The following is a 26,128-nucleotide window of genomic DNA, read 5'->3' as shown; positions in this document are numbered from 1 at the left end:
CCTTCAGGCAGCGGTCGGGGCGGCGCGGGGGGACGCGGCGCAGACGTCGAGAATGGCGGAGCTGAGACGGTGAAGCGGGAGCTGGCGTTCGACGGCGCCGATCTCCTGGGCGGCGCGCGGCATGCCGTAGACGACGGACGAGGCTTCGTCCTGGCCCAGGGTGTGGGCGCCGCCCTGGCGCATGGTCAGCAAGCCCTTGGCGCCGTCCTTGCCCATGCCGGTCAGGATCACCCCGGTCATGGGGCGGTTCAGGCGGGCGACGGAGTTGAACAGGACGTCCACGGACGGACGGTGGCCGTTGACGGTCTCGGTCCGGCTGAGGCGGCAGCGCGGCGCGGCGCCGGAGACCTCGAGGTGAGCCTCGCCGCCGGGGGCGATGTAGATGTGACCGGGCATGACCGGCGCGCCGTCCTCGGCCTCGGTGACCGTCGGGGCGCAGACCTTGTCCAGCCGCGCCGCGAAGCTTTTAGTGAAGGTCGCGGGCATGTGCTGGGTGATGACGGTCGCCGGGCAGTTGGCCGGGAAGCCCTGCAGCACGGTCAGCAGCGCCTCGACGCCGCCGGTGGATGCGCCGATGGCGAGGATCAGGTTCGGGTCCGGGCGGTAGTCGCCCGGGGCCTGATGAATGGCGGGGACATCGCCGCGCGGGCGGACCCGGGCGCGGGCGGCGGCCTTCACCTTGATGTTGAGTTCGGCGAAGGCGACGGCGGCGGGGGTGCCGTCCATGGGCTTGCCGATCGCGTCCACGGCGCCCGCCTCCAGCGCGGCCACGGTCGTTTCGGCGCCCTTCTGGGTCAGGGTCGAGACCATGACCACCGGCATCGGCCGCAGGCGCATGATCTTCTCGAGGAACTCCAGCCCGTTCATGTTGGGCATTTCGACGTCCAGGGTGATGACGTCGGGGTTCAGGCGCTTGATCGCCTCGCGCGCTTCCAGCGGATCGGCGGCCGAGCCGACGACCTCGATCTCGGGATCGCGGCGCAGGGCGGCCGTCAGCAGGCCGCGCATGGTGGGGCTGTCGTCGACGACCAGGACCCTGACCGGGGCGGCGCTCATCCGGCGGCTCCCAGCTGGTAGGTGGTCAGGCCGCTGGTCTGCAGGCGGGCGGCGGCGGTCCCGGAGACGCGCTCGGAATGGCCGATATACAGGGTGCCGCCCGGGTTCATCAGCGGCAGGAAGCGGTTCCAGACACGCTCCTGGGTGGCGTCATCGAAATAGATGACGACGTTGCGGCAGAAGATGACGTCGAACTTGCCCTTCATCGGCCAGTCACCGATCAGGTTCAGCTCCTTGAAGGTCACCAGCTGCTTGAGCTGGCGTCCGGCGACCCACTGGCCACGGTCGGCGCGGTCGAAATATTTGCGCCACAGGGTGGCCGGCGCGGGCTCCAGAGCCTCTTCGGAATAGACGCCCTCATAGCCTTGCACGACCATGTTGGGGTCGATGTCGGTGGCCAGAATCCTCACGTCCAGCTCGGCCGCTTCCGGCAGGGTCTGGAGCACGGTCAGGGCCATGGAATAGGGCTCCTGCCCGTTCGAACAGGCGGCAGACCACAGGCGGACCCGGCCGCCGGCGCGGGCGCGCTCGGCCAGCTTGGGCATGATCCGGTCGCGCAGGTGATCGAAGTGGTGCGGCTCGCGGTAGAAGCGGGTGACGTTGGTGGTCAGGGCCGCCGTCATCAGCTGCCGCTCATCGACGCCCTCGACGCCGTCGATCAGCTCGCAGTACTCGCGGAAATTCCGCAGGCCAAGCACGCGCAGGCGCTTGGCCAGACGCGAGTAGACCAGCGCGGCCTTGCCCTCGCCCAGCGCGATGCCGGCGTAGGAATGCAGGGTGTGGGCGATATGGCGGAAGTCTTCCGGCGTGAGGACGAACTCGCCCTCCACCATCGACGGCGCCCCGGCGGCGGAGGTCATGCGGCTTCGGCTTCCGCTTCCGGCAGGATCATGTCGAGTTCGATCAGGCTGATCATGCGGCCGTCCAGCGCGAAGATGCCCTTCACGAAGGTGCGAACGTCATCGCTGGCGACGTCCGGGGTCGGCTGGACCGTGCCTTCGGTCAGCTGGATGATGTCCGAAACCGCGTCGACCAGCAGGCCGACGGTGCGGCCGCCGATGTGGGCCACCATGATGACGTGGCGGGCCGTCGGTTCGGAGGTGCGCAGGCCGAAGCGGGCGCCCAGGTCGACGATCGGCAGGACCGCGCCGCGCAGGTTGATCACGCCCTTCATGTAACCGGGCGAACGCGGCAGCGGGGTCGCGGGGGTCCAGCCCCGGATCTCGCGGACCGACATGATATCCACGCAGAACTCCTGCTCGCCGATACGGAAGGCGATCAGTTCACGGACAGCGGCGTTGTTTTGCACTTCGGTCATGGATCAGCTCGCGAGCTTGAGTTCAGGCCCCGCCGCACGGCGACGGGCGTTGGCGACGATGGCGTCGACATCGAGGATGAGGGCGACGCGGCCGTCGCCGAGGATGGTGGCGGCGGCGACGCCGGGCACCTGCTGGTAGTTGGTTTCCAGGCTCTTGATGACGACCTGGCGCTGACCCTGGATGGCGTCGACCATCAGGGCGGCGCGAGCGCCGGATTCGGTTTCGACCACCACGGCGACGCCCTGACCCGGCGTCACCGGCGTGTCGCGGAAGCCCATCACCTGGGCCACGTCGACCAGCGGCACGAAGTTTTCGCGGAAGCGGATGACCGCGTCACGGCCGCCGACGTAGTGCACGTCATCGGCGCGCGGCGTCAGGCTTTCGACGATGTTCGACAGGGGCGCGACCAGCGTCTGTTCGGCGGCGCCGACGACCATGCCGTCCAGCACCGCCAGCGTCAGCGGCAGGCTGAGGGTGAAGGTCGAGCCCTTGCCCGGAACCGAGCTGATGGTGATGCGGCCGCCCAGCGCCTGAATGGAGCGCTTGACCACATCCATGCCGACGCCGCGACCCGACACATCGGTGATGGTCTCGGCGGTGGAGAAGCCCGGCAGGAAGATCAGATTGTCGATCTCGTCGTCGGTCAGGACCGCGTCTTCGGCGATCAGACCGCGCGACACGGCGATCCCCTTGACCCGTTCGCGGTTGATGCCGCGGCCGTCGTCGGAGATTTCGATGACGATGCGGCCCGAGCGGTGCAGGGCGGCCAGATGGACCGTGCCTTCCGGCGACTTGCCCGCGGCCTCGCGATCCGCGGGCGTTTCCAGCCCGTGGTCGATGGCGTTGCGCAGCATGTGGGTGATCGGTTCGGCCAGACGTTCGACCACGGTCTTGTCGACCTCGGTGTCCTCGCCGGCGGTGACCAGACGGACCTTCTTGCCGGTCATCTCGCCGACTTCGCGGACGAGGCGCGGCATGCGCTGGAAGACCGACTTCACGGGCTGGGCCCGGATGGCCATGACGCTGTCCTGAATCTCGCGGGTCAGGAGTTCGAGATCTTCCAGACCCATCATGACCGCCGACGACCGGGCGGCCATGCCGCTTTCGGCGACGCGCTGGGCCAGCATGGCCTGCTGGATGACCAGCTCCCCGACGGCGTTGATCAGGCGATCGACGCGGTCGAGATCGACCCGGATGGTGGCCGGAGCGGCGGGGGCCGAGGGCGCTGCGGGTGCGTTCGCAGCGGGGGGCGTGGGCGCGACGGCGGGAGCCGGAGGCGCGACCGGTGCGGCGGCGGCCTCGATGACCGGCGCGATGGCGACCGGAGCCGGAGCAGGGGTCTCGACGGGCGCGGCAGCGGCGGCGGCCAGCAGGGCCGAGATATCCAGATCAGCCGGGGCCGGCGCGGCCGCAGTCAACGACGGCAAATCGGGCAGGTCCGGCGAGGTCGCGGCGGCGCCCAGGGCGGTGATGCTGAGGTCGCAGTCGCTCTCGACGAAATCGAACACGTCACGGACGGCGGCCTCGGTCGCCTCACCCGTCAGCTCGATGGTCCAGATCAGGTGGTTTTCCTCGACGATGAGGGCGTCGAGTGCAGGGACCGCACTGTCGTCCAGCGAGACGGTGATCGGACCCAGACGGCCCAGTTCGCGCAGCAGCAGGCCCGTCTCATTGGCGTTGGCGTACATGGCGCCGTGCGGACGGAACACGATGCGCCAGCCCGCGTCAGCCGCCGGAGCGGCCAGGGGCGGAAGGTCGAGGGGCGGAAGGTCCAGCGAGGGCAGCGGGGCCAGGCCGACGGTCAGGGGGGTGAAGCCGAAGTCATCCTCCTCCTCGACGGCGGCGCCGGGAACCGAGGCCTCGCCATGGGTCAGGACCTCCATCTCGGCGACCAGACCGGCGGAACGGGCTTCCTCGACCTCCGGGGCGTGCCCCTGGGCGGCGGCGACGTGGTCGGCCAGCACGTCCGAGGCGCGCAGCAGGGTGCGGACGGTGACCTCGTCGCAGGGCTTGCGGCCCGCGCGCAGTTCATCCAGCAGGGTTTCGAAGACGTGGGCGAAGCGGACCAGCGCGTCCAGACCGAAGGCGCCGGCGCCGCCCTTCACCGAGTGAACGGCCCGGAAGACGGCGTTGATCGTCTCGCTGTCGGTCTGGCCCGACTCAAGCACCAGCAGCTTGGCTTCCAGGTCGGCGAGCAGTTCGTCGCATTCCTGGAAGAAGGTCGCCTTGATCGCTTCGAATGCGTCCACGGAAGCCTCTGGGTCAGGCGGCCACGCGGCGGACGGCGTCCACCAGCTTGACCGGGTCGAAGGGTTTTACAATCCAGCCGGTGGCTCCGGCGGCGCGGGCGCGGGCCTTTTTCTCGGCGTCGCTCTCGGTCGTCAGGACCAGCACCGGCGTGTGGCGGTGGTTCGGGTCGGCGCGCACGCCCTCGATGACGCCGAAGCCGTCCATCCGGGGCATGTTGATGTCGGTGATGATGATGTCGGCGCCGTTGGCGGCCAGCACCTCAAGGCCATGCACGCCGTCCACGGCCTGGATGACGTTGTAGCCGGCGTCCTGCAAGGCCAGCAGCAGCATGTCGCGCATGGTGCGGGAATCGTCGACGGTCAGAACAGTCTTGGTCACGCTGCGGCTCCCACGGGGCTGGTGTCGAAGGGGGCCGCGCCGAAGGCGGCCCATTGGTCGGAGAAGTTGGCGTCGTCGCCGGTCGTCACGGTCAGCGGCTGACCGTCAGCGGCCCAGGTGGCGCGCGCCGACAGCAGAACCTGGAGGCACAGGCCGCCAAGACGCTCGACGGACGAGACGTCCAGGGTCAGGGGCTGCCCGCGCAGGCCGAGGATTTCGCCCTGCAACGGACCCGCGGCGCGGATGTCCAGCACGGAGGGAAGGACGACCGAAGCGCTCATCAGAACTCCTCCCAGCCGTCCTCGACGGCCTGCGTTTTCAGGGCGGCGCCGCCGCGGCCGGTGGCGCGCATTTGCGGAACCGGGGCATGGGCGGCCGGACGAGGAGCCGGAGCGGACGCGCGCGGCGTGGCGCGGGTCGCCTGAACACTGCCGTCGCCGATGCGGAAGCGGGCGACCGATGAGGCGAGGCTCTCGGCTTCCTGCGACAGCGAGTGGCTGGCGGCGGTCGACTGCTCGACCATGGCGGCGTTCTGCTGGGTGACCTGATCCATCTGGTTGACGGCGGTGTTCACCTGCTGGAGGCCGGTGGCCTGTTCCTGCGCCGAGGCGGCGATTTCCGAAACGAGGCTGTCGATCTCCGCGACGCGGCTGACGATACGCTGCAGGGCTTCGCCGGTCTGACCGACCAGGCTCACGCCCGAGGCGACCTGGGTTCCCGAGGCCGAGATCAGGGTCTTGATCTCCTTGGCCGCTTCGGCCGAGCGCTGGGCCAGGGCCCGCACTTCCGAGGCGACGACCGCGAAGCCGCGGCCCGCGTCACCGGCGCGAGCGGCCTCGACGCCGGCGTTCAGGGCCAGCAGATTGGTCTGGAAGGCGATTTCGTCGATCACCCCGATGATCTGGCTGATCTGGCTGGACGACTGCTCGATGGCGCTCATGGCGGCGACGGCGTCACGGACGACAATGCCCGAGGTTTCGGCGTCGCCACGCGCGCCCTGCACCACGTCCGAGGCCTGACGGGCGCCCGAGGCGGTCTTGTTCACCGTGGCGGTGATCTGGTCCAGGGCGGCGGCGGTTTCCTCCAGCGAGGCGGCCTGTTGCTCGGTGCGGCGCGACAGGTCGTCGGCGGCGTGGCTGATCTCGCCCGAGCCCGAGCGGATGGCCGAGACGTTCGAGACGACCACCGACATGGCGTCCTTCAGCTGGCCGATGGCCGCGTTGAAGTCCGACTGCAGCTTCACATAGTGGGTCGGGAAGGTCTGGGTCAGGCGGTAGGTCAGGTCACCGGCGCTGAGACGCTCCAGACCTTCGGCGAGGGCGCTCACGACCAGGGCCTGTTCCTCGGCGGCGGCTTCGCTGGCGGTCAGGTTGCGGCGACGCTCCTCCTCGGCCCGCTCACGAGCTTCGGCGGCTTCGGCCTCGACCCGGACCTTTTCGATCGCGGCGTCGCGGAAGGCGAGGATCGCCTGGCCCATGGCGCCGAACTCGTCCTTGCGACCGGCTTCCGGCACCTGCAGCGAGGTGTCGCCGCCAATCAGGCGCTTCATGTGCTCGACCATCTTCAGCACCGGACCACCGATGCCCCGCGTCAAGGTCAGGCCGGCGAACAGCGACAGCAGGATCGCGGCGCCGATGCCGAGGCCCAGCGTCCACTTGGCGGTGGCCGACGCTTGGGCCTGGGCCGCGCGGACGCGTTCCAGTTCGGCCATGTTGCTCTGCTTGATGGTCTCCAGGGCGCCTTCGACCGGCTCGATGATCTGGTCCGCGGAGCCGCTGCGGCCCACCATGGCGACGGCGCGGGACTGGGTCTCCGGATTGCGGGCCAGGGCGGCGCCGCGCACGACGACGTGCTCGAACCAGGCATCGGCCGAACTCAGCAGGGCAGTCGCTTCTTCCTGAACGGCCGGGCCGCCGGTGTCCGCCATCTCCTGGACGGCCTCCCTGAACTTCGCGCGGTGCCCGTTGGCGCGCTCGATGTAGTACTCGTCACCCGACAGCAGGAAGCCGCGGAAGGCGTTCTCCTGACGCGCCAGATAGAATTCCGCCGCAGCGGTCGAGCGGACCATCTGGTTGGCGGCCGAGCGTTGGACGCCCGCCTGATCCAGAGCGAGCATCTGCATGAAGACGACCGCGCCCATGGCCGCGATGGCCGTCAGGACGCAGGCGAAGGCCAGGAACAGTTTCCGGCCGACAGGCAAGTTGTTCAAAAAGTTCACTGTTAAGCCCCGGGTGTGCGAACGAAAATCAGAAGGCGAAGGTGAGGGCGCCGACCAGACGGCCGTCGTAGTTCTCACCCAGGTCGTGCTTGTCGGTGTCGTACCAGCGGACATCCACGGCGATGGCGTCGGTCAGCTTGTGCTTCACGCCGACGTTCCAGGCGACGTAGTCGGCGCCGCCGTGAGCGCGGCGATTGCCGACGGCTACCGACGCCTTCGTGCTGGACGAAATCTTGTAGGCGCCCTGGGCCTCGACCCACCAGGCTTCCCGGGTCGAGGCGAAGCCGTCGTCCGTATAGTTGACGCGGACGCGGGCGCTGACCGGACCGATGCTGCGCGAGACGTCGGCCTGATATTCCCAATAGTTTTCATCGACCCCGGCGGCGGCGCCGGGCAGTTCGCGGTTCACGACCGCGAAGTCGAACTCGAAGCCGAAGGCCTCGGGAGCCCAGCCCACGGTGGTGACGATTTCGGAATCCGAACCCTGCGACAGTTCAGCGGTCGAGGCGAAGACGCTGGCGTGGAAGTCACCCTGGGTGACTTCGATCTGGCCGGACCAGGCCACTTCGCCGTTGCTCTTGGCGACACCCTTGCCGAGGTACTCACTGGCGACGCCGACCTGGAAGTCGAACTCGGGATCCGCCATGGCCGGACCGGCGATAGCGAGACAGACGATCGCGGCGGCGGACGAAACAATCGCGCCAATCCGGCGCACATTCTGGAAAGCGATGGAGGACATTCTTACCCCTGGTTGTTGAGGGGGATAGTCGGGGTAACGCTAATATTCTTCGTAAACTTGACGGTACGTACAAACTCGTAAGGCACGAACTGTTGCACATTTGTCGCTGGCCGGAGGCCGGCGCCGGGCGGGGGCGCCGGCTTTCGGCTCCTCTGATCAACCCGTCAGAGGATCGCGCCCCAGGGCGACGAAATCCCCCCACGGACGAGTTTACTTTCCCGCGGTGCGAATCGTCCGACGATCCGGCTTCCACATGCAATATTGTCGCGCGGGACACATACGTATTTTCCCTTACAAAGATAGTTGGTATGCCTGACTCGAACGAAGCGAAGGCTTCGGTGGAGGGAGGGGTCGATCCGGTCACCGGAATCGATCTGGAAAGGGTGACAGGCACGCGCTCGGCATCGGAGGTTCTGTTCTCCATGGCGACCACCCGGACCTACCGGGGGTGGCGGGCCTACCTGCTGGCCGTTCTTTCGGTGGCCGCCTGTTTCGCGCTGCGCGGCGCGCTCGAGTTTTTCGGTGACTTCTTCTACCTGCCGGCGGTGCCGGCGGTGGTGCTCACGGCCATGCTGGCGCGACGGGCGCCGACGGCGCTGGCCATCGCCCTGTCCATCGCCGGGAACATCCTGCTGGTCCCGCGCGCGGGCATCGCGGACACGGTCATCAACGCCGGCCTGTTCGTGGCGGTCAGCTGGTTGGTGGCGGAAATCTGCTGGGCGCAGCGACGCATGCATCGCCGGTCCATCGAGCTGACCCGGACCCTGGCCGGACGCAATGCGGTGCTGGACACCGTTCTGGCCACGGTGCCGGTCGTCATCCTGGATCGCGGCGGGCGCATCCGCCGGCTGACCCCGGCGGCGGCGAGCCTGTTCGATGTCGACAGCGCCACCACGGCGGGTCGGCCCTTCGGCGATCTGGTGCACGGCTTCGATCTGTCCCGACAGGGCGACAAGGCCTCGAACGGTCCGCTGGAGGCTCCGACCGGGCACTGGATCGGCCGCCGTCCGGACGGCAGACCGCTGATCCTGAGCCTGCAGATGGGCGTGATGCCCGAGGCGTCGGAAGAGGACTATGCGGCGGTCTGCATCACCGATCTGACGGAGGCCGAGACGGCCACCGAGCGGGCGCGCGAGCTGGACATCCAGCTGAACCACGTCTGGCGGCTGAACTCATTGGGCGAGATGGCGGCGACCCTGGCTCACGAGCTGAACCAGCCGCTGAGCGCGGCGACTACCTATATGCAGGCCAGCCAGCGCGACATCGAGCGCGCCGGACTGATCGGCCAGAGCGCGGCGCGGACGCTGGAGCTGGCGAAGGGGCAAATTCTCCGGGCCGGGACGATTATCCGTCGCATGCGCGATATGCTGGCCACCGGGACACGCGGACTGGGCGACGAGCAGATTTCCTCCATGATCGAGGACCTGGGCCCATCTTTCGCCCTTATTAGTCGCGACAGGGCGGTCGAGATTCGCACTGTTATCGCTAACAACGACGATACCGTGCGGGCCGAGCGTATCCAGTTTCAACAAGCCCTGATCAACCTGGTCCGTAACGCCGCAGAGGCGGCCGCGGGGCAGGCGCAACCCGTTGTGGTGATCCGTGGCGTGTCCTTGGGCGAAGAGGGATATCGGGTGACGGTAGAAGACAACGGTCCGGGCATTGCCGGCGATGACATCGAAAGCATCTTCCGTCCGATGACGACCACCAAGTCCTCCGGCATGGGTCTGGGGCTGTCGGTGACGCGCAAGATCGTCGAGAGCCACGGCGGCGCCCTGACCGTCGGACGCAGCGACATGGGCGGGGCCGCCTTCACTATCGACCTGCCGCGCGGAGCTGACGAAGGATGAACGACATCAGGCATTCGGTCTTCGTGATCGACGACGACGCGGCGGTGCGGGACTCGTTGCTGTACCTGCTGCGGAGCGAAGGGGTCCGGGCGCGCGGCTTCGCCAGCGGCGCCGACTTCTTCGCCAACCTGCCGGAGGACCGCTCCGCCTGCGTCGTCACCGACATCCGCATGCCCGGGATGGACGGCACCGAGGTGGTGCACCGCCTGAACGAACTGAACGACCGCACCTGGCCGGTCATCGTCTTCACCGGCCACGCGGACGTGCCGATGGCGGTGCAGCTGATGAAGGCCGGCGTCATCGACTTCATCGAAAAGCCATTCGATCCGGTGCGGATGCTGGAAACCGTCAAGGGCGCGCTGGAACAGCTGGACGACCTGTCGGCCCGGCAGGAGCAACGGCTGGAGACGGACCGCAAACTGGGCCTGCTGACCCCGCGCGAACGTCAGGTGTTCGACGCCCTGATCGAGGGCAAGTCGAATAAGGAGATCGCCCTGCTGCTGTCGATCAGTCCCCGGACGGTCGAGATTTTCCGCTCCAAGGTGATGGACAAGATGCAGGCGGACAGCCTGTCGGCGCTGGTCCGCATGGGCCTGTCGGTCGCCCCGCAAGCCTGACGCGCGGCGAACGCGGCCTTGCGGCCCCGCGGGTCGGGGTCGATATGAGCCGGCCTCCCCCTGACGTCACGGAATCCGACCATGAGCGATCACGCTTCCCCGCCCCGCCCGACCGGCCAGCCCGTCGGCCGGGTGATCGCCATGCCCGCCGACACCAACCCCGAAGGCGACATCTTCGGCGGCTGGCTGCTGGCCCAGATGGACCTCGCCGGCGCCACCCCGGCCTTCGAACTGGCGCAGGGTCGCTGCGCCACCATCGCGCTGGACGGCATGGTCTTCCACCAGCCGGTGTCCGTGGGCGACGAGGTGTCGATCTATGCGAAGGTCATCAAGACCGGCCGCACCTCGATCCGCGTGCACGTCGAGGCCTGGAAGCGCGCCCGCAACCATGTCGCGGCCGAATCCGTGCGCGTGACCGAGGGCGTCTTCACCTATGTCGCCATCGACAGGGACCGGAAGCCTCGCGCCCTGCCGGGTCTCGACGCGCCCGCGACATGACCGGCGCGCAGCCGGCAATAACCCCTCGAAACAGTCGGAAATCTTGACCTGCGGCCCCTTCGGGCCTACCTCGCGGGCATGACCGTTCGCCGTATCCTCACCATCGACAACGCCGCCGATCTGGCCGTGCTGAAGAAGATCTCCACTCCGGTCGAAGGTCCGGTGACCGACGAACTGCGCGGTCTGATGACCGACATGCTCGACACCATGTACGACGCCCCGGGCATCGGCCTGGCCGCCGTGCAGATCGGCGACACCCGCCGGGTGATCGTCATGGATCTGGGTGACAAGCTCGGCGACGAGGACGTGGATCCGTCGACCCTGAGCGAGGAAGAGCGCGCCAAGTGGGAGGCCGAGCGTCGCAACCCGCGCTTCTTCGTCAACCCGGAGATCGTCTGGACCTCCGAGGAGACCGCGCCCTACGACGAGGGCTGCCTGTCGATCCCGGAATATTTCGACTCGGTCGAGCGCCCGGCGCGGTGCCGCATCAAATATCTCGGCTTCAACGGCGAAGCGATCGAGGAAGAGTGCGAGGGCCTGTACGCGGTCTGCATCCAGCATGAGATGGATCACCTGAACGGCGTCCTGTTCATCGACCACCTGACCCGCCTGCGCCGCGAACGCGCCGTGGCCAAGGTCAAGAAGGCCGCGAGGATGGCCGCCTGATGGCTCGCATGAAACGCAACCGCGACCGCATCATCGACACGCGCGGCCGGCGTCGTCTGACCCGCAATGAAAAGGTCGGCGTCGCCTCGGTCGCCGCCATTGTCGGCGTGGTCGCCGTCGGCGTGGTCGCGGGCATCCTTCTGGATCGCCTGCTGGACTTCAATGACGCCCTCGACGCCGGCGGCGAGTGGGATGAGGGCGGCGGAGTCTCGACCCGCTGGGAGTAAGAGGCTAGGAGGCCCGCCATGCGCCTCGCCTTCATGGGTACCCCCGACTTCGCCGTGCCGTCGCTGGCCGAACTGATCGCCAGCGGTCATGAGGTCGTGGCCGTCTATTCCCAACCGCCCAAGCCGCGCGGACGCGGCCAGAAGCTGACGCCCTCGCCGGTTCACGCCTTCGCCGAGACCATGGGCCTGCCGGTGTTCACGCCCGCATCCATGAAGTCGCCCGAGGCCATCGCCGACTTCCAGAGCCTCGATCTGGATGCGGCCTGCGTGGTCGCCTACGGCCAGATTCTGAAGACGGAGGTGCTGGAGGCGCCGCGTCTGGGCTGTTTCAACCTGCACGGCTCGCTGCTGCCCCGGTGGCGCGGCGCCGCCCCGATCCAGCGCGCCATCATGGCCGGGGACAAACAGACAGGCGTACAGATCATGCGGATGAGCGAAGGTCTGGACGAGGGTGACGTCCTGCTGTCCGAGATCATGGACATCCATTCCGACGACACCGCCGCCACCCTGTCGGAACGCATGTCGCACACCGGCGCCAGCCTGTGGCCGCGTGCGCTGGCCGCCATCGACCGCGGCGGCGCCGCGGGCACGCCGCAGGTCGGGGAGCCGACCTATGCCCGCAAGATCACCCCGGCCGAGGCCCGCATCGACTGGTCCCGCTCCGCCGCCGAGGTGGACGCTCACATTCGCGGCCTGTCGCCCTTCCCCGGCGCCTGGTTCGAGGCGCCCGGCGTCGAGGGGCCGGTGCGGATCAAGGCGCTGTTGTCAGGTCTGACCGAGGGATCGGGGGCGCCCGGAACGGTGCTGGACGGCGACGGCTTGCGTATCGCCTGCGGCGAGGGCGCCGTGCGCCTGATCCGCGTTCAGCGCGAGGGCAAGGCCCAGCAGGCGGCGGACGAGATGCTGCGTGGGTTCAGCCTGCCCGCCGGAACGGTTCTGGCCTGATGCCCCGCTACCGGCTGACCGTTGAATACGACGGCTCGGGCTACAACGGCTTTCAGGTGCAGGCCGGACAGCCGACCGTGCAGGGCGCGCTGGAGGCGGCGATCAAGGCCTTCTCGGGCCAGACCATCCGGCTGGCGGCGGCGGGTCGCACCGACACCGGCGTCCATGCGACCGGTCAGGTGGTCAGCTTCGATCTGGAGAAGGACTGGCCCGAGCACACGGTCATGAACGCCATGAACGCCCACCTGATCACCGAGGCGGTGTCGGTGCTGGACTGTGTGGCGGTCGATGACGAGTGGCACGCCCGCTTCTCGGCCACCGGGCGCAAATACCTGTATCGCATCCTGAACCGCCCGGGCCGCCCGGCGCTGGATCTGGGTCGGGTCTGGCATGTGAAGAAGCCGCTGGACGCCGAAGCCATGCACGCGGCGGCGCAGACGCTGGTGGGCCTGCACGACTTCACCACCTTCCGCGATGTGAACTGTCAGTCGAAGTCGCCGGAGAAGACGCTGGACGTGGCCCGCGTCACCCGCGTTGGCGAGGAGGTGCATCTGGTGTTCGAGGCGCGCAGCTTCCTGCACCGGCAGGTGCGCTCGATGACCGGGACGCTGTGCGAGGTCGGGCTGGGCCGCTGGACGGTGGAGGATGTGGCCAGGGCGCTGGAGGCGAAGGACCGCGCCGCCTGTGGCCCCGTGGCCCCGTCGGACGGCCTGTATCTGACCGGCGTGGTGTATTGAGGCGCAGAAACACAAAGGCCCGCCGGACGCACCGGCGGGCCTTTTCATTCGCGCGATCCGAAGGATCAGTTCTTCGCGCGTTCGGCGCCGGTGGTGACGGCGCTGCCGGCGGCGGACACGTCACGGCCGACGCCCGAGACGGTGTTGCAGGCCGAAACGGCCAGGGCGGCGGCGACGATGGTCAGGGCGATGATCTTTTTCATGGGAAAGTCTCCGGGGAAACGTTGAACCTGCGCCGTAAACGCAAGCGTGGCCGTGCGGTTGCATGGTCAATGCATCGCGCAGTCTGCTAGATCGCCTCCATGACCCAGCCCGCGAATACCGCCGCCCGCCGCCTTGTCGAAACCCTGATCGTGAACGGCATTGATCGCGTCTTCTGCGTGCCGGGAGAAAGCTATCTGGCCGTGCTGGACGCGCTGGCCGATGTGCGGGACCGGATTCAGGTCATCGCCTGCCGCCACGAGGCGGGCGCAGCCAACATGGCCGAGGCCTATGGCAAGCTGACCGGCAAGCCGGGCGTCTGCATGGTCACGCGCGGGCCGGGCGCGACCCACGCCTCCATCGGCGTGCACACGGCGCATCAGGACTCGACCCCGATGATCCTGTTCGTCGGCCAGATCGCCCTGACCGACCGGGGCCGCGGCGCCTTCCAGGAGGTCGACTACCGCGAGGTATTCGGCGGACTGGCCAAATGGGCGACCGAGCTGGAAAGCCCCGCGCGCACCGTCGAGGTGGTCGAGCGCGCCTTCTCGACCGCCCTGCAGGGCCGGATGGGACCGGTGGTCATCGCCCTGCCCGAGGACATCCTGCATGAGGACGGCGGCCCCGCCCCGATGCGCCCGGTCGTCCCGGCGAAGGCCGCGCCGGACCCCGCCTTCATCGCCGCCCTGGCGGAGAGGCTGGCGAAGGCCGAGCGCCCCCTGCTGGTGCTGGGCGGTTCGGGCTGGACCGACGAGGCGACCACCGCCATCGGCGACTGGGCCGAGCGTCTGGGCCTGCCGGTCGCCCTGTCGTTCCGCCGCAAGGACCTGATCGCCAACGACCGCCCCAACTATGCGGGCGACCTGGGCCTCGGCCCCAATCCGAAGCTGATCGCGCGGGTGAAGGCGGCGGACCTGATCGTCGCCATCGGCGCGCGGCTGGGGGAGAACCCGACCCTCGGCTACACCCTGCTGACCCGCGAGGGCACGGCGCAGACGCTGGTGCACAGCCATCCGGGCGCCGAGGAGATCGGCCGCGTCTGGCCGGCGGCGCTGGGCGGGGTGGCCGACAACTCGCTGGCGGCGCTGGCGATCTCGACCATAGAACCGGGCCGCGACTGGCACGCCCAGGCCGCCGAGGCGCACGCGGACTATGAGGCCTTCATCGCGCCCGTGACCGTCACCGGCGCGGTGAACATGAGCGAGGTGATCCGCCACATCACCGAGGTTCTGCCCGCCGAAGCCATCCTGACCAACGGGGCCGGAAACTTCGCCGCCTGGCTGCACCGCTTCCACCGCCACAACGCCCGTCGCACCCAGCTGGCCCCGACCTCGGGCGCCATGGGCTACGGCTATCCGGCGGCGCTGGCGGCCAAGAGCGTCCTGCCCGACACCGACGTGGTCTGCATCGCGGGCGACGGCGACTACCTGATGACCGGGCAGGAGATCGCCACGGCGGTCCAGTACGGCATCAACGCGGTGGCGGTGATCGTCGACAACGGCGCCTACGGCACCATCCGCATGCATCAGGAGACGCACTATCCGGGTGCGGAGCGGGTCATGGCCACCGATCTGAAGAACCCCGACTTCGTGAAATACGCCGAGGCGTTCGGGGCATTCGGCGTGCGTTGCGAACGCACCGAAGACTTCCCCGCCGCCTTCGCCGCGGCCCGGAACGCCGGACGGCCCGCCGTCGTTCACCTGATCACCTCGGCCGAGGACATCGCCCCCACCCGGACGATCACCGGCCTGCGTTCGAAGTAGGAACCGCCATGCGCATCGCCGCCCTGTCCGCCGCCCTCGTCGCTCTGGCCGGTTGCGTGAGCACGCCCGGCGAACCGGGGCTTCCCGGATTGCCCGGGACGCAGGGCGAGCAGGCGGCCAACCAGAACGACTGCGCGGTGATCGCCGCGGTGGCCAAGGGGCACTACCAGTTCGGTGCGGGCAACACCCCGCCGCCCTTGTGGCTGTTCAGCGAGGGCGGCGACTGGAAGCCGGTCTGCGAGTGGAGCCGGTACGGCGTCAGCTTCCCGACCACCTATGATCCGAACCGTCCGCATCAGCCGGGCGACCGGGTGCAGTGGGTGCAGTTCCGGAAGCCGGTCTACGACGGGCGCGGCGCGACCATCGAGGCGGGCATCCTGCACGGGCCGCTGGCCGGAATGGGCGTGCGCTGCCGGGTGGTTTCGGGCATCGCCGGCTGGACGCTGGCGGGCCAGTGCGAGAACACCTGGATCTCCTGACAACGCCCCGGTGACTGGAAGGCCGGGCGCCCCTATGTTCGCGCCATGACCGACGCGACGCCCGAGACCACCGCCCCTGACACGCCCGTGGAAGGCGGCCCCGTGCGCCTGTGGATGATCGACGCCTCGGCCTACATTTTCCGCGCCTATCACGCCCTGCCGCCCCTGACGCGCAAGTCGGACGGCCTGCCGGTGGGCGCGGTGCAGGGCTACTGCAACATGCTGTGGAAGCTGCTGCGGGACATGAAGGGCGAGGACGGGCCGACCCATCTGGTGGCTATCTTCGACCATTCGGAGAAGACGTTCCGGAACAGCCTGTACGATCAGTACAAGGCCCACCGGCCGCCGCCTCCCGAGGATCTGGTTCCACAATTCCCGCTGGTGCGTGAAGCGACGGCGGCATTCGGCGTGCACTGTGTCGAACTGCCCGGCTTCGAGGCGGACGACCTGATCGCGACCTATGCCTGCAAGGCGCGGGACGCCGGGGGCGAGGCCGTGATCGTGTCGTCCGACAAGGACCTGATGCAGCTGATCGGGCCGTCTGTGGTGATGTGGGACCCGATGAAGGACCGACGGCTGGCGGAAGACGCCGTCTTTGAGAAGTTCGGTGTCGGTCCGGAGAAGATGATCGACCTGCAGGCCCTGATCGGGGATAGCGTCGACAACGTCCCGGGCGCGCCGGGCATCGGGCCCAAGACGGCGGCGCAGTTGCTGGACGAGTACGGCGATCTGGACACCCTGCTGGCCCGGGCGAGTGAAATCAAACAACCCAAGCGTCGCGAGACCCTGATCAATTTCGCCGACCAGATCCGGTTGAGCCGCGAGCTGGTGAAGCTGGACTGCGACGCGCCGGCGCCCGAGCCGATCAGTGATTTCGCCGTGCGCGATCCCGATCCGGAAATCCTGGGCGCCTTCCTGGACCAGATGGAGTTCCGCAGCCTTCGCAACCGTGTCGGCGACGGCAAGGCTCCGGCCAAGGACGGTTCGGCCTTCGCGGCGCGACCGAAGGCGATGACCGCCCCCGTCATCTCGCCCCGCTATGCCCCGCAGGCGGTTTCGACCGACGTTGCGGTCCAGCCGTTTGACCACGAGGCCTATGTCGTCGTGCAGACCCTTGAAGCGCTCGACGCCTTCATCGCCCGCGCGACCGAAGCCGGGGTGGTGGGTTTCGACACCGAGACGGACGCCCTGAGCGCCACCCATGCGGGCCTGTGCGGCGTATCGCTGGCGCTGGGGCCCAACGACGCCTGCTACGTTCCCCTGACCCATGAGCTGGAGCCGCCGGCGGGCGGCGGGGGTCTGGACTTCGGCGACGCGGTCGATACGCGCGAGCCCATCGTCCAGATCGACAAGGCGACGGCTCTGGGCCGCCTCAAAGCCCTGCTGGAGAACCCTGCGGTCCTGAAGGTCGGCCAGAACATCAAATACGACATCGCCGTCATGGCCGGGCGCGGGATCACCGTCGCGCCCTACGACGACACCATGCTGATCAGCTATGTGCTCGAGGGCGGGCTGCACGGGCACGGGATGGACGAGCTGTCCCGCCTTCACCTCGGCCACGAGCCGATCCCGTTCAAGGCGGTCTGCGGCACGGGCAAGAACCAGAAGTCCTTCAAGCATATCGAACTGAAGCCGGCGACGCAGTATGCGGCCGAGGACGCCGATGTGACCCTGCGTCTGTGGCGCATCCTCAAGCCGCAGCTGGCGGAGCAGGGGCTGGTCACCGTCTATGAGACGCTGGAGCGCGGCATGCCCGCGACGCTGGCGGCGATGGAGCGCGAGGGGGTCCGGGTCGATCCCGTCCGTCTGCGCGCCCTGTCCAGCGAGTTCGGGCTGAAAATGGCCGAGCTGGAGCAGAAGGCCCACGACCTGGCCGGGCACCCGTTCAACATCGGCAGCCCCAAACAGCTGGGCGACATCCTGTTCGGCGAGATGAATCTGCCCGGCGGCAAGAAGACCGCCAGCGGCCAGTGGGGCACAGACGCCAGCGTGCTGGAAGAGCTGGCCCTGACCCATGAACTGCCGCGCGTCCTGCTGGACTGGCGCCAGCTGGCCAAGCTGAAAGGCACCTATACGGACGCCCTGATCGAGGCCGCCGACGACCGGACCGACCGCGTGCACACCAGCTATCAGCTGGCCGCCGCCACGACCGGCCGTCTGGCCTCAAGCGATCCGAACCTGCAGAATATCCCGATCCGCACGGCCACCGGCCGCCAGATCCGTCAGGCCTTTATCGCCGGGCCGGGCAATGTCCTGATCAGCGCCGACTACAGCCAGATCGAACTGCGCCTGCTGGCCCACATCGGGGACATTCCGGAGTTGAAGCGCGCCTTCAAGGCGGGCCTCGACATTCACGCCGCCACCGCCAGCGAGATGTTCAACGTCCCGCTGGACCAGATGGACCCCGAGACCCGCCGCCGCGCCAAGGCGATCAATTTCGGCATCGTCTACGGCATCTCCGCCTTCGGTCTGGCCGCCCAGCTGGGCATCGACCAGGGCGAGGCCGGAGCCTACATCAAGACCTATTTCGAGCGCTTCCCCGGCATCCGCGCCTATATGGACGCGACGAAGGCGCAGGTGCGCGAGACGGGGACGGTTTCGACCGTCTTCGGCCGCCGCATCCACATCCCGGCCATCCACTCCAAGTCGGGCGCCGAGCGCCAGTTCGGCGAACGCGCCGCCATCAACGCCCCCATCCAGGGCGCCGCCGCCGACATCATCCGCCGCGCCATGATCCGCATGCCCGCCGCTCTGGAGGCCGCCGGCCTGTCAGAGGTGAAGATGCTGCTGCAGGTGCACGACGAACTGGTGTTCGAATGCCCCGAAGGACTGGCGGAGCGGGCGATCGTCGAGATCAAACGCGTGATGGAGGGCGCGGCCGAACCCGCCGTGGCCCTGTCGGTGCCGCTGGTGGTGGACGCCCGGGCGGCGACGAACTGGGACGAGGCGCACTGAGAGCGCTAACGAGACAGACGCGAATTTCTTCAAACTCAACAACCACGGTTACCAATCGTTTGGGTGCGGTGCGGTAAAGGTTGACCCAGGGAGAGAGTTTCCATGGGTCTGTACGCCACCATCGCCCCCCATCTGACCACCAGCGCGCGCGAGCGGCGGGGGCAGGTTCTGGTGCGCATCATTCTCGGCGCGATGATCTGCTGGATGCTGCACGCCGCAGGATGGAGCCCGCTGATCGGCCCCTGGCTGGCGTTGACCGCGGCGGTTCAGGTGCTGGAGTGGTGGGCCCTGGCGCCGTTCCGCGCGGGGGCCGGGCCCGAGGTCGAGCGGCATGCGGTCATGCTGCCCGCGATCGGCTCAACCGCGCTGATGGCCGGAATTCATGCGGGCGCGGCGGTGGTGATCTGGAGCAGCGGCGACCAGATCCTGTCGACGACGGCGGTGCTGATCGTCGTCGGAGGAACGATCAACAACCTGGCCTCCGGCATCGAGAGCCGGATCCTGTTCCTGATCGGCACGACCCCCTATGCGGCGGCTCTGGTGGCCATGCCGGTGACCCGCTGGCTGAACGGAGGTACGGGCGAACTGCCTCTGTTGTTCGGGTGCGTGCTGCTGTTCTTCGGGGCCATTCTGAGCGTCTGGAGCCGGGTGCACGCGGCGCGGATGGCCGAGATCGCCGCGCTGGGCGAGGCGAGCGTGCGGCTGGAGCAGGCAGAGGCGGCGATGGCCGATCGCGCCGCCATGGCCGCCATCGTCAGCCATGAGCTTCGCACGCCGGTCAGCGCCATTCTGGCGGGCGCGCATGTGATCCGCCACGGTGACCGGCCCGAGGCCACGCCCGAGACGGCGGACCTGATCATCGACGCCGGGCGGCTGATGACGGGGATGCTGAACGACCTGCTGGACCACTCGAAGATCGAGGCGCGGGCGATGACGCTGGAAACCCGGGACTTCGACCTGAGCGCCCTGCTGGCCGACACGGCGCGGTTCTGGAGCGCGCCGGCGAAGGAGAAGGGGCTGACCCTGACGGCGCCGGGCGACGGCGAGGCGCTGTGGCTCAAGGGCGATCCGTACCGGCTGCGGCAAATCCTGAACAACCTGATCTCGAATGCGATCAAGTTCACAGAGAAAGGCGTGGTGGCGCTGGAGGCCACGGTCGAGGGGGAGGGCGAGCGCCGGACCGTGACCCTGACGGTGCGGGACCAGGGCACGGGCATAGCGCCCGAGGCCATGAGCCGGCTGTTCACGCCCTTCGCGCAAGGCTCGGCTGAAGTGGCGCGGACCTATGGCGGGACCGGGCTGGGGCTGGTGGTCAGCCGCGATCTGGCCCGCCTGATGGGCGGAGAACTGACCGCCGCCAGCGTGGCCGGAGAAGGCGCCGCCTTCACCCTGTCCCTGAGCCTGCCGACCGGCGTGGCCGTGGCCGCTCAGACCGAAGCCGACACGGCCTCGCCGCGGCTGGATCGTCGCCTGCGGGTGCTGGCCGTCGATGACCATGAGATCAACCGCCGGACCCTGTCGCTGGTGCTGCAGCCGCTGGACGTCGAACTGGTCACGGCCAGCGACGGGCACATGGCGCTGGAGGCGCTGGCGACCCGGACGTTCGACGTGGTTCTGATGGACGTGAACATGCCCGGCATCGACGGCAATGAAACGACGCGACGGCTGCGCGCCTCGGAGGGGATCAATGCGGCCGTTCCTGTCATCGGCTTCAGCGCCGGGACCGAGGCGGCCCAGATCGCGGCCTGCCATGCGGCGGGGATGAACGACTGGCTGGCCAAGCCTCTGGAGCCCGCAAGGCTGTATGCGGCGCTGGACAAGGCCATCCACCCGACACCTCCCGACACGGGCCCGGATACGGAACGGGACGCGGCCTGATCCCGACGCTATAGCGGGCGGATGAAGACCATCGACGTTCTGATCGTCGGCGCGGGCGCCGCCGGAATGATGTGCGCCATCGAGGCCGGGCGGCGGGGACGGTCCGTGCGCGTAGTCGATCACGCGCGGAACCCCGGCGAGAAAATCCGCATCTCGGGCGGCGGGCGCTGCAACTTCACCAATACGGGGACGAGCCCGGCCAATTTCCTGGGTGAGAACCCGCGTTTCGCGACCAGCGCGCTCAAGCGGTTCACGCAGCACGACTTCATCAAACGCGTCGACAGGGCCGGCATCGCCTGGCACGAGAAGACGTTGGGCCAGCTGTTCTGTGATGACAGCGCCAAGCAGATCGTCCGTATGCTGACGGACGGCATGCGCGAGGCGGGCGTGACCCTGTCGATGGGTGTGGCGGTGGACCGGATCAGCCGCGTGGACGGCGGGTTCGAGGCCGCAATGTCAGACGGAAGCGTGGTGCGGGCGGCGTCGCTGGTGCTGGCCACCGGCGGCAAATCGATCCCGAAGATGGGCGCGACGGGCTGGGCTTATGAGACGGCGCGAACCTTCGGTCTGCGGATCACGGACACGCGCCCGGCGCTGGTCCCGCTGACGTTCGAGCCGGGCCTGCTGGAGAAGCTGGCGCCGCTGGCCGGCCTGTCCGTCGAGGCGGTGGTCAGCCATCGCGTCCCGGCGGACGGCGGAGCGCCGGGACGACCGACGGGCGACACCAAATTCGCCGAGGGCCTGCTGTTCACACACCGGGGGCTGTCCGGGCCGTCGATCCTGCAGATCAGCAGCTACTGGCGCGAGGGCGAGGCGATCACGGTGCGGATGGCGCCGGACGAGAGCGTCTATGCGACGCTTAAGGCCGCCAAGGAGGAGAACGGCAAGCAGATGGTGCATACGGCGCTGGGCCACATCGTCCCGCGCCGTCTGGCCGAGAGCGTCTGCGAGCGTGAAGGCGTGAAGGGCAAGCTGGCCGAGGTCGGCGACAAGGTCCTGCGCCGTCTGGACGAGGCGGTGAACGGCTGGACCGTTAAGCCGGTCGGATCAGAGGGCTATCGCACCGCCGAGGTCACCCTGGGGGGCGTCGCCACCGACGAACTGGACCAGCAGACGATGGAGGCGAAGTCGGTCCCCGGCCTGTTCGTCATCGGCGAGGCGGCGGACGTCACCGGCTGGCTGGGCGGGTATAATTTCCAGTGGGCCTGGTCGTCGGGCTGGGCGGCGGGGCAGGTGTGCTAGGGGCGCTAACGCTCGCGACGCGGTCGCTCGCTGCTTGAGCGCGGCTCAGGGACAGGACCGGGGCGCCTGGGTCGCCGCCGGGGGCTTCCCGTCGACCATGACCAGCATTTCGGTCTGGCGCGGAGCCGACGGCGCCTGGGCGGCGAAGAGGCGGTTCCGCGCGTCCGGCGTCAGCGTGTCGATGACGACCGCATTCCAGCGCTGCCCCGTGTCATCTTCCGCGGCGAGCGTGAAACGACCGCCGCGGACAATGGCCTCCATCAGGCCCGGGGTTGCGGGACCGCCGTATTCGTCCGCCCCGCTGCCGCCGCTTGACCAGTTCTGGGGGTGATCCGGGCCTGCAGGAACAAACGTGCGATAGCCGCGCCAAACCTGACCCTCGGGACCAAGGACGACGGACTGGATCCAACTGTCCCGATCGCGGCAGTAGTTGTTGAAAATGATCGACCAGGTCACAGACTTCGGCGTCGAGAGATCGGTGGCGTCGTTCTCGAACCAGATGTCGAACGCAAAGCCCTCCACATCGACATAGCCTCCCGCCGTCAGGGAGAGATCCCCTTCCGGATCAATCCTTACCGTCTCAAGGCGGACCGGTTCGACGGCGGGTTCCGGCAGGGTCGAACACGACGAAAGCGCCAGAGCCGTAACGGCGAAAAGCAGCAGTCGCATTCGTGGTCCCCCGGAGCGCCTCAAACAGTGAGGGCTCAAGCCGTAAAAGGTCAAGCGTGCGATACCGCCCGTGCAACCGCCTGACTCCCCCGCCCCTTTCCTGTATGTCCCCCCGCCATGTCCCCCCGCCCGCCGTTCACCGCCACTGTCCTGACCATGTTTCCGGACGCGTTTCCGGGGCCGCTCGGCGTGTCGCTGATCGGGACCGCGTGGCGTGAGAGAGGCCTCTGGAGCCTTGAAACGCTTGACATCCGGGCGTTCTCCGACGATAGGCGCGGCTTCCTGGACGACACCCCCGCGGGTGGCGGGTCAGGAGCCGTGCTTAAGGCGGACGTTGTGGCCCGGGCGGTGGATAGCCTCTCGGGACCCAAACGGCCGCTTTTGTATATGAGCGCCCGGGGTCGGCCCCTGACCCAGGCGCGGGTGAAGGAATGGGCGAAGGCGGACGGCATCGTCGTTCTCTGCGGTCGTTTCGAGGGGGTGGATCAGCGCGTGCTGGACGCGCGCGGGTTTGAGGAGGTCTCGGTCGGAGACGCGGTTCTCGCCGGTGGCGAGGCGGCGGCGATGGTCGCGATCGAGGCGTGCGTCAGACTGATCCCCGGAGTGCTCGGCGCGGCGGAAAGCCTGTCGTCCGAGAGTTTCGAGGACGGGCTTCTGGAATATCCGCAGTACACGCGACCGCGGGAGTTCGAGGGGCAGGAGATCCCGGAGGTCCTGTTGTCGGGCGACCACAAAAAGGTCGCTCAGTGGCGTCAGGAGCAGCGGGAGATCACGACGCGGGAACGGCGACCCGACCTTTGGGCCGCCCATACCGCGAAGGACTAAACGCGGAGCTTGCTCCGCCAACTCACAGCTAAAGGGCGCGAAAGCCCGAGGAGAACAGAATGAACATCCTTCAGACCCTGGCGGCCGAAGAGAAGGCCCGTCTGATCGAAACCCGCGCGATCCCCGACTTCCAGCCGGGCGACACCCTGCGCGTCAACGTGAAGATCAAGGAAGGCGAGCGCGAGCGCGTTCAGGCCTTCGAAGGCGTCTGCATCGCCCGCGCCGGCGGTGGCGTGAACGAGAACTTCACCGTCCGCAAGATTTCCTTCGGTGAGGGCGTCGAGCGCGTCTTCCCGATCCTGTCGCCGATGATCGAGTCGATCGAGGTGAAGCGTCGCGGCGTCGTGCGTCGCGCCAAGCTGTACTACCTGCGCGACCGTCGCGGTAAGTCGGCCCGTATCGCCGAGAAGCAAACCGTCCGCGCGCCGAAGGTGGCCGTGCCGGAAACCGGCAAGACGGAAGCCGCCGACACCGAAGCCTAAGCCGCTTCAGGTCGTTAGAATGACGAAGGCCCCGGTGGAAACGCCGGGGCCTTTTCATTGGGGCGTCCGGGCCGATGCCCGGAGAACGCCAGCCTACTGCGGATACAGCGGATTGTTGGCGTCGCGCTGACCTTCGAGGCTGTGTCGAAGGTCATGGACTTCATCGCCGCCGCGAACACGGGCGAAGGCCCGACGGATCGTTTCGCGGGTCGTGGCGGAGATATTCGAGTCTTCCAGCGCCTTTTCGAACCGGTTCCGGACCTGATCCTCGGCGCCCTCGACGGCCCCCACCATGGAGGCCTCGTCGCGCAGCAGGGCGTGCTTCACGTCCGTGAAGGCGCGTTGGGCCTTGGCGAGAATGGACCCTTCCGTATCGGGTTCACCCCCCAGTCCCCTCACATCGGAGGACAGATCCTGCGCGATCACCCGGCGCTCGGCCTCACGCCGGGCGAAGAAATCGCGGTGGCCGGCGTCGGCGGTAGTGTCCCGCGCATCCTGATAGCCGTCCGCGCTGTCGATGACGGTGCGGATCAGGCCGTTGAGAACCTGAATGTCGTGACGGTTGGCGTTGCTCATGTCGATCCTCCGGGGAGAGGTCTGTAAAGCGCTCGCCTGCGGCGAAGGTTGCCCGTCAGCGTGGTCTACACGGGATTGTCAGAGCCCGGTCAGAGCCTTGTCCGGATGGACCACAGCTCCGGGAAGCAGCGACGCTGGAGCGTTTCGGTCAGATAGGCCACGCCGTCGGTGCCGCCCGTGCCCCGACGACGGCCGATGATCCGTTCGACTGTCACGACATGCTTGTGCCGCCAGGTCAGCAGGGCGTCGTCCAGATCGACCAGCTTCTCGGCCAACTGATAGAGCGGCCACCAGCGTTCAGTATCGCGATAGACCTCCAGCCAGGCGGCCTCGACGGCCTCCGACGGCTCATAGGGTTTCGACACGTCGCGGTTCAGGACTTCGACGGGGATGGGCAGCCCCGCCCGGGCCAACTGGGCCAGGGCGTCGTCATAGAGGCTGGGGGCGTCGATGGCGGCCCTGAGCGCAGCGTGGGCTTCGGGCCGGTCTTCGTGGAAGCGCAGGAAGCGGTCGTCCTTGAGACCCAAAGCCGCCTCGAAACGCCGGAACTGGTCGCTCTGGAAGCCGGACGACGAACCGAGCGAACCGCGGAAACGCAGGTAGTCGGCGGGCGTCATGGTGGCCAGGATATCCCAGCTGAGCGTCATGACCGTCTGGATGCGGCTCACCCGCGCCAGCGACTTGTAGGCGGGAACCAGATCGCCCGCGCGGACCAGCGACTGGGCCAGCGCCACCTCATGCAGGATCTGCTTGAGCCACAGTTCCTTGGTCTGGTGGATGATGACGAACAGCATTTCGTCGTGCTGGTCGGACCGCGGATGCTGGGCCGCCAGAAGGTCGTCGAGGGCCAGATAGCTGGCGTAGGTAATCGGCGCGGTGTCGGTCATGGCGACGGTATCGCCCGGCGGGGCGGGCGGCTCAAGAGGCCGCCGCCGACCCGCTTTCGCCTAGCGCTGGACCCACTGGCCCTGGGCGTTGCGATACCACTGGCCCGAGCTGACGCGCGGCAGGAGCTGGGTCTCGAACATGCGAACCCCGGCGTCGGCGGCGGTGGCGCCCCCGCCGGCCTCGGCGGCCGAACGGGCATAGGCCGCGCGGCGGCCGGCATTGGTGGCCTGAACGGCGGCCGTCAGGGCCGAGTCGGACGACGGGACGCGGAAGCCGACATAGCCGTCAGCCTGCTCGCCGACCGTGCCTTCTGCCTTGGCCGCATCGATCATGGCCTTCTGTTGCGAGGTCTGGGCGAAGGCCGCGCCCGCGGCGACGCCCAGAGCCGCGACGGCGGCGATCATGACGAAGACTTTGCGGAATGACATCGTGTGGACCTTTCGCATCAGAACAGGTTCGGGTTTTCGGCCAGGAGATTTTGCAGCTCCCGGTCGAGACGGACGCGGATGTCAGCGTCGAGTTTGGCGTTGATCTGGATCGGATCGACCTGCAGCCGGACCGTGGGGGTGCAGGCGGCGGCGCCCATGGCCATGGCGGCAACGCCGAGCAGGGCGACGGTTCTGCGAGACTTCGTCCGGGTCATGAGGACACTCCAATTGATCCGCGGCGA

The 26,128-nt window shown here is 68.3% G+C and carries 28 protein-coding genes; 14 read left to right on the top strand and 14 right to left on the bottom strand.

Annotated elements, in window-relative coordinates:
- Positions 1-3 precede the first annotated feature (3 nt).
- The 8 genes from FKQ52_RS00700 to FKQ52_RS00665 are packed head-to-tail and all read right to left on the bottom strand — an operon-like array spanning position 4 to position 7,960.
- Positions 4-1,056: a chemotaxis response regulator protein-glutamate methylesterase gene (locus tag FKQ52_RS00700; protein ID WP_141625396.1), complete on the bottom strand. Its 1,053-nt coding sequence runs from the start codon at positions 1,054-1,056 to the stop codon at positions 4-6.
- Entirely contained in the window at positions 1,053-1,916 is an 864-nt protein-coding gene (locus FKQ52_RS00695) for a protein-glutamate O-methyltransferase CheR (RefSeq protein WP_141625395.1), read from the bottom strand. Before FKQ52_RS00695 ends, FKQ52_RS00700 begins: the two co-directional genes overlap by 4 nt.
- Positions 1,913-2,374, bottom strand: coding sequence for a chemotaxis protein CheW (locus FKQ52_RS00690; RefSeq protein ID WP_141625394.1), 462 nt, complete (start codon positions 2,372-2,374; stop codon positions 1,913-1,915). The genes FKQ52_RS00695 and FKQ52_RS00690 overlap by 4 nt, the downstream gene beginning before the upstream one ends.
- A gap of 3 nt (positions 2,375-2,377) precedes the next feature.
- Positions 2,378-4,624: a chemotaxis protein CheA gene (locus tag FKQ52_RS00685; RefSeq protein WP_141625393.1), complete on the bottom strand. Its 2,247-nt coding sequence runs from the start codon at positions 4,622-4,624 to the stop codon at positions 2,378-2,380.
- A 13-nt stretch (positions 4,625-4,637) separates the two neighbouring features.
- A complete protein-coding gene (locus FKQ52_RS00680; RefSeq protein WP_141625392.1) occupies positions 4,638-5,003 on the bottom strand; it encodes a response regulator in 366 nt (121 codons plus the stop codon).
- Positions 5,000-5,284, bottom strand: a complete 285-nt coding sequence (locus FKQ52_RS00675) for an STAS domain-containing protein (RefSeq protein ID WP_141625391.1) — start codon at positions 5,282-5,284, stop codon at positions 5,000-5,002. The genes FKQ52_RS00680 and FKQ52_RS00675 overlap by 4 nt, the downstream gene beginning before the upstream one ends.
- On the bottom strand, positions 5,284-7,203 hold the full coding sequence (locus FKQ52_RS00670; protein WP_370451051.1) for a methyl-accepting chemotaxis protein: 1,920 nt from the start codon (positions 7,201-7,203) through the stop codon (positions 5,284-5,286). The genes FKQ52_RS00675 and FKQ52_RS00670 overlap by 1 nt, the downstream gene beginning before the upstream one ends.
- A 46-nt stretch (positions 7,204-7,249) precedes the next feature.
- Positions 7,250-7,960 (bottom strand): TorF family putative porin, encoded by a 711-nt coding sequence (locus tag FKQ52_RS00665; protein ID WP_141625390.1) that lies wholly within the window; start codon positions 7,958-7,960, stop codon positions 7,250-7,252.
- Between the two features lie 308 nt (positions 7,961-8,268).
- On the opposite strand from FKQ52_RS00665, the gene FKQ52_RS00660 reads away from it, so the two are divergent.
- The 7 genes from FKQ52_RS00660 (at position 8,269) to truA (ending at position 13,500) form a co-directional block, all read left to right on the top strand.
- A complete protein-coding gene (locus FKQ52_RS00660; RefSeq protein ID WP_240811694.1) occupies positions 8,269-9,810 on the top strand; it encodes a sensor histidine kinase in 1,542 nt (513 codons plus the stop codon).
- A complete protein-coding gene (locus FKQ52_RS00655; RefSeq protein WP_141625389.1) occupies positions 9,807-10,427 on the top strand; it encodes a response regulator transcription factor in 621 nt (206 codons plus the stop codon). Before FKQ52_RS00660 ends, FKQ52_RS00655 begins: the two co-directional genes overlap by 4 nt.
- Before the next feature lie 81 nt (positions 10,428-10,508).
- A complete protein-coding gene (locus tag FKQ52_RS00650) occupies positions 10,509-10,925 on the top strand; it encodes an acyl-CoA thioesterase (protein WP_141625388.1) in 417 nt (138 codons plus the stop codon).
- 78 nt (positions 10,926-11,003) lie between these two features.
- Positions 11,004-11,591, top strand: a complete 588-nt coding sequence (locus tag FKQ52_RS00645) for a peptide deformylase (RefSeq protein WP_141625387.1) — start codon at positions 11,004-11,006, stop codon at positions 11,589-11,591.
- Positions 11,591-11,818: a hypothetical protein gene (locus tag FKQ52_RS00640; RefSeq protein WP_141625386.1), complete on the top strand. Its 228-nt coding sequence runs from the start codon at positions 11,591-11,593 to the stop codon at positions 11,816-11,818. Before FKQ52_RS00645 ends, FKQ52_RS00640 begins: the two co-directional genes overlap by 1 nt.
- 18 nt (positions 11,819-11,836) lie before the next feature.
- Positions 11,837-12,763, top strand: coding sequence for a methionyl-tRNA formyltransferase (fmt, locus tag FKQ52_RS00635; RefSeq protein WP_141625385.1), 927 nt, complete (start codon positions 11,837-11,839; stop codon positions 12,761-12,763).
- The gene (truA, locus tag FKQ52_RS00630) at positions 12,763-13,500 is read left to right on the top strand and encodes a tRNA pseudouridine(38-40) synthase TruA (RefSeq protein ID WP_141625384.1); all 738 of its coding nucleotides are present in this window, start codon (positions 12,763-12,765) and stop codon (positions 13,498-13,500) included. The genes fmt and truA overlap by 1 nt, the downstream gene beginning before the upstream one ends.
- A 65-nt stretch (positions 13,501-13,565) precedes the next feature.
- On the opposite strand, the gene FKQ52_RS00625 is transcribed toward truA, so the two are convergent.
- Positions 13,566-13,703: an entericidin A/B family lipoprotein gene (locus FKQ52_RS00625; RefSeq protein ID WP_141625383.1), complete on the bottom strand. Its 138-nt coding sequence runs from the start codon at positions 13,701-13,703 to the stop codon at positions 13,566-13,568.
- Positions 13,704-13,802: 99 nt separating this feature from the next.
- Between FKQ52_RS00625 and FKQ52_RS00620 the strand changes: the two genes are divergently transcribed.
- The 5 genes from FKQ52_RS00620 (at position 13,803) to FKQ52_RS00600 (ending at position 22,018) form a co-directional block, all read left to right on the top strand.
- Entirely contained in the window at positions 13,803-15,464 is a 1,662-nt protein-coding gene (locus FKQ52_RS00620) for a thiamine pyrophosphate-binding protein (RefSeq protein WP_141625382.1), read from the top strand.
- Between the two features lie 8 nt (positions 15,465-15,472).
- Entirely contained in the window at positions 15,473-15,943 is a 471-nt protein-coding gene (locus tag FKQ52_RS00615) for a hypothetical protein (protein WP_141625381.1), read from the top strand.
- Between the two features lie 45 nt (positions 15,944-15,988).
- The gene (gene polA, locus FKQ52_RS00610; RefSeq protein WP_141625380.1) at positions 15,989-18,898 is read left to right on the top strand and encodes a DNA polymerase I; all 2,910 of its coding nucleotides are present in this window, start codon (positions 15,989-15,991) and stop codon (positions 18,896-18,898) included.
- 102 nt (positions 18,899-19,000) lie between these two features.
- Positions 19,001-20,776, top strand: a complete 1,776-nt coding sequence (locus FKQ52_RS00605) for an ATP-binding protein (RefSeq protein ID WP_141625379.1) — start codon at positions 19,001-19,003, stop codon at positions 20,774-20,776.
- 21 nt (positions 20,777-20,797) lie between these two features.
- The gene (locus FKQ52_RS00600; protein ID WP_141625378.1) at positions 20,798-22,018 is read left to right on the top strand and encodes an NAD(P)/FAD-dependent oxidoreductase; all 1,221 of its coding nucleotides are present in this window, start codon (positions 20,798-20,800) and stop codon (positions 22,016-22,018) included.
- A gap of 45 nt (positions 22,019-22,063) precedes the next feature.
- Here FKQ52_RS00600 and FKQ52_RS00595 read toward each other — a convergent pair whose 3' ends face one another.
- A complete protein-coding gene (locus FKQ52_RS00595) occupies positions 22,064-22,687 on the bottom strand; it encodes a hypothetical protein (protein WP_141625377.1) in 624 nt (207 codons plus the stop codon).
- Positions 22,688-22,804: 117 nt separating this feature from the next.
- Here FKQ52_RS00595 and trmD point away from each other — a divergent pair, with 117 nt between their 5' ends.
- Together trmD and rplS are read left to right on the top strand one after the other, a co-directional pair.
- Complete coding sequence (gene trmD, locus FKQ52_RS00590; RefSeq protein WP_141625376.1) at positions 22,805-23,512, top strand: tRNA (guanosine(37)-N1)-methyltransferase TrmD; 708 nt, start codon at positions 22,805-22,807, stop codon at positions 23,510-23,512.
- Positions 23,513-23,571: 59 nt separating this feature from the next.
- Positions 23,572-23,994, top strand: a complete 423-nt coding sequence (gene rplS / locus FKQ52_RS00585; protein WP_141625375.1) for a 50S ribosomal protein L19 — start codon at positions 23,572-23,574, stop codon at positions 23,992-23,994.
- A 93-nt stretch (positions 23,995-24,087) separates the two neighbouring features.
- Here rplS and FKQ52_RS00580 read toward each other — a convergent pair whose 3' ends face one another.
- From FKQ52_RS00580 to FKQ52_RS00565, 4 genes are all read right to left on the bottom strand, one after another.
- Positions 24,088-24,570, bottom strand: a complete 483-nt coding sequence (locus tag FKQ52_RS00580; protein ID WP_141625374.1) for a PA2169 family four-helix-bundle protein — start codon at positions 24,568-24,570, stop codon at positions 24,088-24,090.
- Between the two features lie 89 nt (positions 24,571-24,659).
- Positions 24,660-25,457 carry a tryptophan 2,3-dioxygenase gene (locus FKQ52_RS00575; protein ID WP_141625373.1) on the bottom strand — a complete coding sequence of 266 codons (798 nt, stop codon included), beginning with the start codon at positions 25,455-25,457 and terminating at the stop codon, positions 24,660-24,662.
- A 60-nt stretch (positions 25,458-25,517) separates the two neighbouring features.
- A complete protein-coding gene (locus FKQ52_RS00570; protein ID WP_141625372.1) occupies positions 25,518-25,886 on the bottom strand; it encodes a DUF1318 domain-containing protein in 369 nt (122 codons plus the stop codon).
- 17 nt (positions 25,887-25,903) lie between these two features.
- Positions 25,904-26,101 (bottom strand): YnbE family lipoprotein, encoded by a 198-nt coding sequence (locus tag FKQ52_RS00565; RefSeq protein WP_141625371.1) that lies wholly within the window; start codon positions 26,099-26,101, stop codon positions 25,904-25,906.
- Positions 26,102-26,128: the final 27 nt, after the last annotated feature.

Origin of the sequence: Brevundimonas sp. M20 (assembly GCF_006547065.1) — a bacterium.
GTDB lineage: Bacteria > Pseudomonadota > Alphaproteobacteria > Caulobacterales > Caulobacteraceae > Brevundimonas.
Note: the sequence above shows the minus strand (reverse complement) of the source record. Positions and strands in the feature narration are given on the sequence as shown.

Excerpts from the sequence above, each read along its gene's own strand:
- FKQ52_RS00700 (WP_141625396.1), bottom strand. The coding sequence starts at position 1,056 with ATGAGCGCCGCCCCGGTCAGGGTCCTGGTCGTCGACGACAGCCCCACC.
- FKQ52_RS00695 (WP_141625395.1), bottom strand. The coding sequence starts at position 1,916 with ATGACCTCCGCCGCCGGGGCGCCGTCGATGGTGGAGGGCGAGTTCGTC.
- FKQ52_RS00690 (WP_141625394.1), bottom strand. The coding sequence starts at position 2,374 with ATGACCGAAGTGCAAAACAACGCCGCTGTCCGTGAACTGATCGCCTTC.
- FKQ52_RS00675 (WP_141625391.1), bottom strand. The coding sequence starts at position 5,284 with ATGAGCGCTTCGGTCGTCCTTCCCTCCGTGCTGGACATCCGCGCCGCG.
- FKQ52_RS00665 (WP_141625390.1), bottom strand. The coding sequence starts at position 7,960 with ATGTCCTCCATCGCTTTCCAGAATGTGCGCCGGATTGGCGCGATTGTT.
- FKQ52_RS00660 (WP_240811694.1), top strand. The coding sequence starts at position 8,269 with ATGCCTGACTCGAACGAAGCGAAGGCTTCGGTGGAGGGAGGGGTCGAT.
- FKQ52_RS00655 (WP_141625389.1), top strand. The coding sequence starts at position 9,807 with ATGAACGACATCAGGCATTCGGTCTTCGTGATCGACGACGACGCGGCG.
- FKQ52_RS00650 (WP_141625388.1), top strand. The coding sequence starts at position 10,509 with ATGAGCGATCACGCTTCCCCGCCCCGCCCGACCGGCCAGCCCGTCGGC.
- FKQ52_RS00645 (WP_141625387.1), top strand. The coding sequence starts at position 11,004 with ATGACCGTTCGCCGTATCCTCACCATCGACAACGCCGCCGATCTGGCC.
- FKQ52_RS00640 (WP_141625386.1), top strand. The coding sequence starts at position 11,591 with ATGGCTCGCATGAAACGCAACCGCGACCGCATCATCGACACGCGCGGC.
- fmt (WP_141625385.1), top strand. The coding sequence starts at position 11,837 with ATGCGCCTCGCCTTCATGGGTACCCCCGACTTCGCCGTGCCGTCGCTG.
- truA (WP_141625384.1), top strand. The coding sequence starts at position 12,763 with ATGCCCCGCTACCGGCTGACCGTTGAATACGACGGCTCGGGCTACAAC.
- FKQ52_RS00625 (WP_141625383.1), bottom strand. The coding sequence starts at position 13,703 with ATGAAAAAGATCATCGCCCTGACCATCGTCGCCGCCGCCCTGGCCGTT.
- FKQ52_RS00620 (WP_141625382.1), top strand. The coding sequence starts at position 13,803 with ATGACCCAGCCCGCGAATACCGCCGCCCGCCGCCTTGTCGAAACCCTG.
- FKQ52_RS00615 (WP_141625381.1), top strand. The coding sequence starts at position 15,473 with ATGCGCATCGCCGCCCTGTCCGCCGCCCTCGTCGCTCTGGCCGGTTGC.
- polA (WP_141625380.1), top strand. The coding sequence starts at position 15,989 with ATGACCGACGCGACGCCCGAGACCACCGCCCCTGACACGCCCGTGGAA.
- FKQ52_RS00605 (WP_141625379.1), top strand. The coding sequence starts at position 19,001 with ATGGGTCTGTACGCCACCATCGCCCCCCATCTGACCACCAGCGCGCGC.
- FKQ52_RS00600 (WP_141625378.1), top strand. The coding sequence starts at position 20,798 with ATGAAGACCATCGACGTTCTGATCGTCGGCGCGGGCGCCGCCGGAATG.
- FKQ52_RS00595 (WP_141625377.1), bottom strand. The coding sequence starts at position 22,687 with ATGCGACTGCTGCTTTTCGCCGTTACGGCTCTGGCGCTTTCGTCGTGT.
- trmD (WP_141625376.1), top strand. The coding sequence starts at position 22,805 with ATGTCCCCCCGCCCGCCGTTCACCGCCACTGTCCTGACCATGTTTCCG.
- rplS (WP_141625375.1), top strand. The coding sequence starts at position 23,572 with ATGAACATCCTTCAGACCCTGGCGGCCGAAGAGAAGGCCCGTCTGATC.
- FKQ52_RS00580 (WP_141625374.1), bottom strand. The coding sequence starts at position 24,570 with ATGAGCAACGCCAACCGTCACGACATTCAGGTTCTCAACGGCCTGATC.
- FKQ52_RS00575 (WP_141625373.1), bottom strand. The coding sequence starts at position 25,457 with ATGACCGACACCGCGCCGATTACCTACGCCAGCTATCTGGCCCTCGAC.
- FKQ52_RS00570 (WP_141625372.1), bottom strand. The coding sequence starts at position 25,886 with ATGTCATTCCGCAAAGTCTTCGTCATGATCGCCGCCGTCGCGGCTCTG.
- FKQ52_RS00565 (WP_141625371.1), bottom strand. The coding sequence starts at position 26,101 with ATGACCCGGACGAAGTCTCGCAGAACCGTCGCCCTGCTCGGCGTTGCC.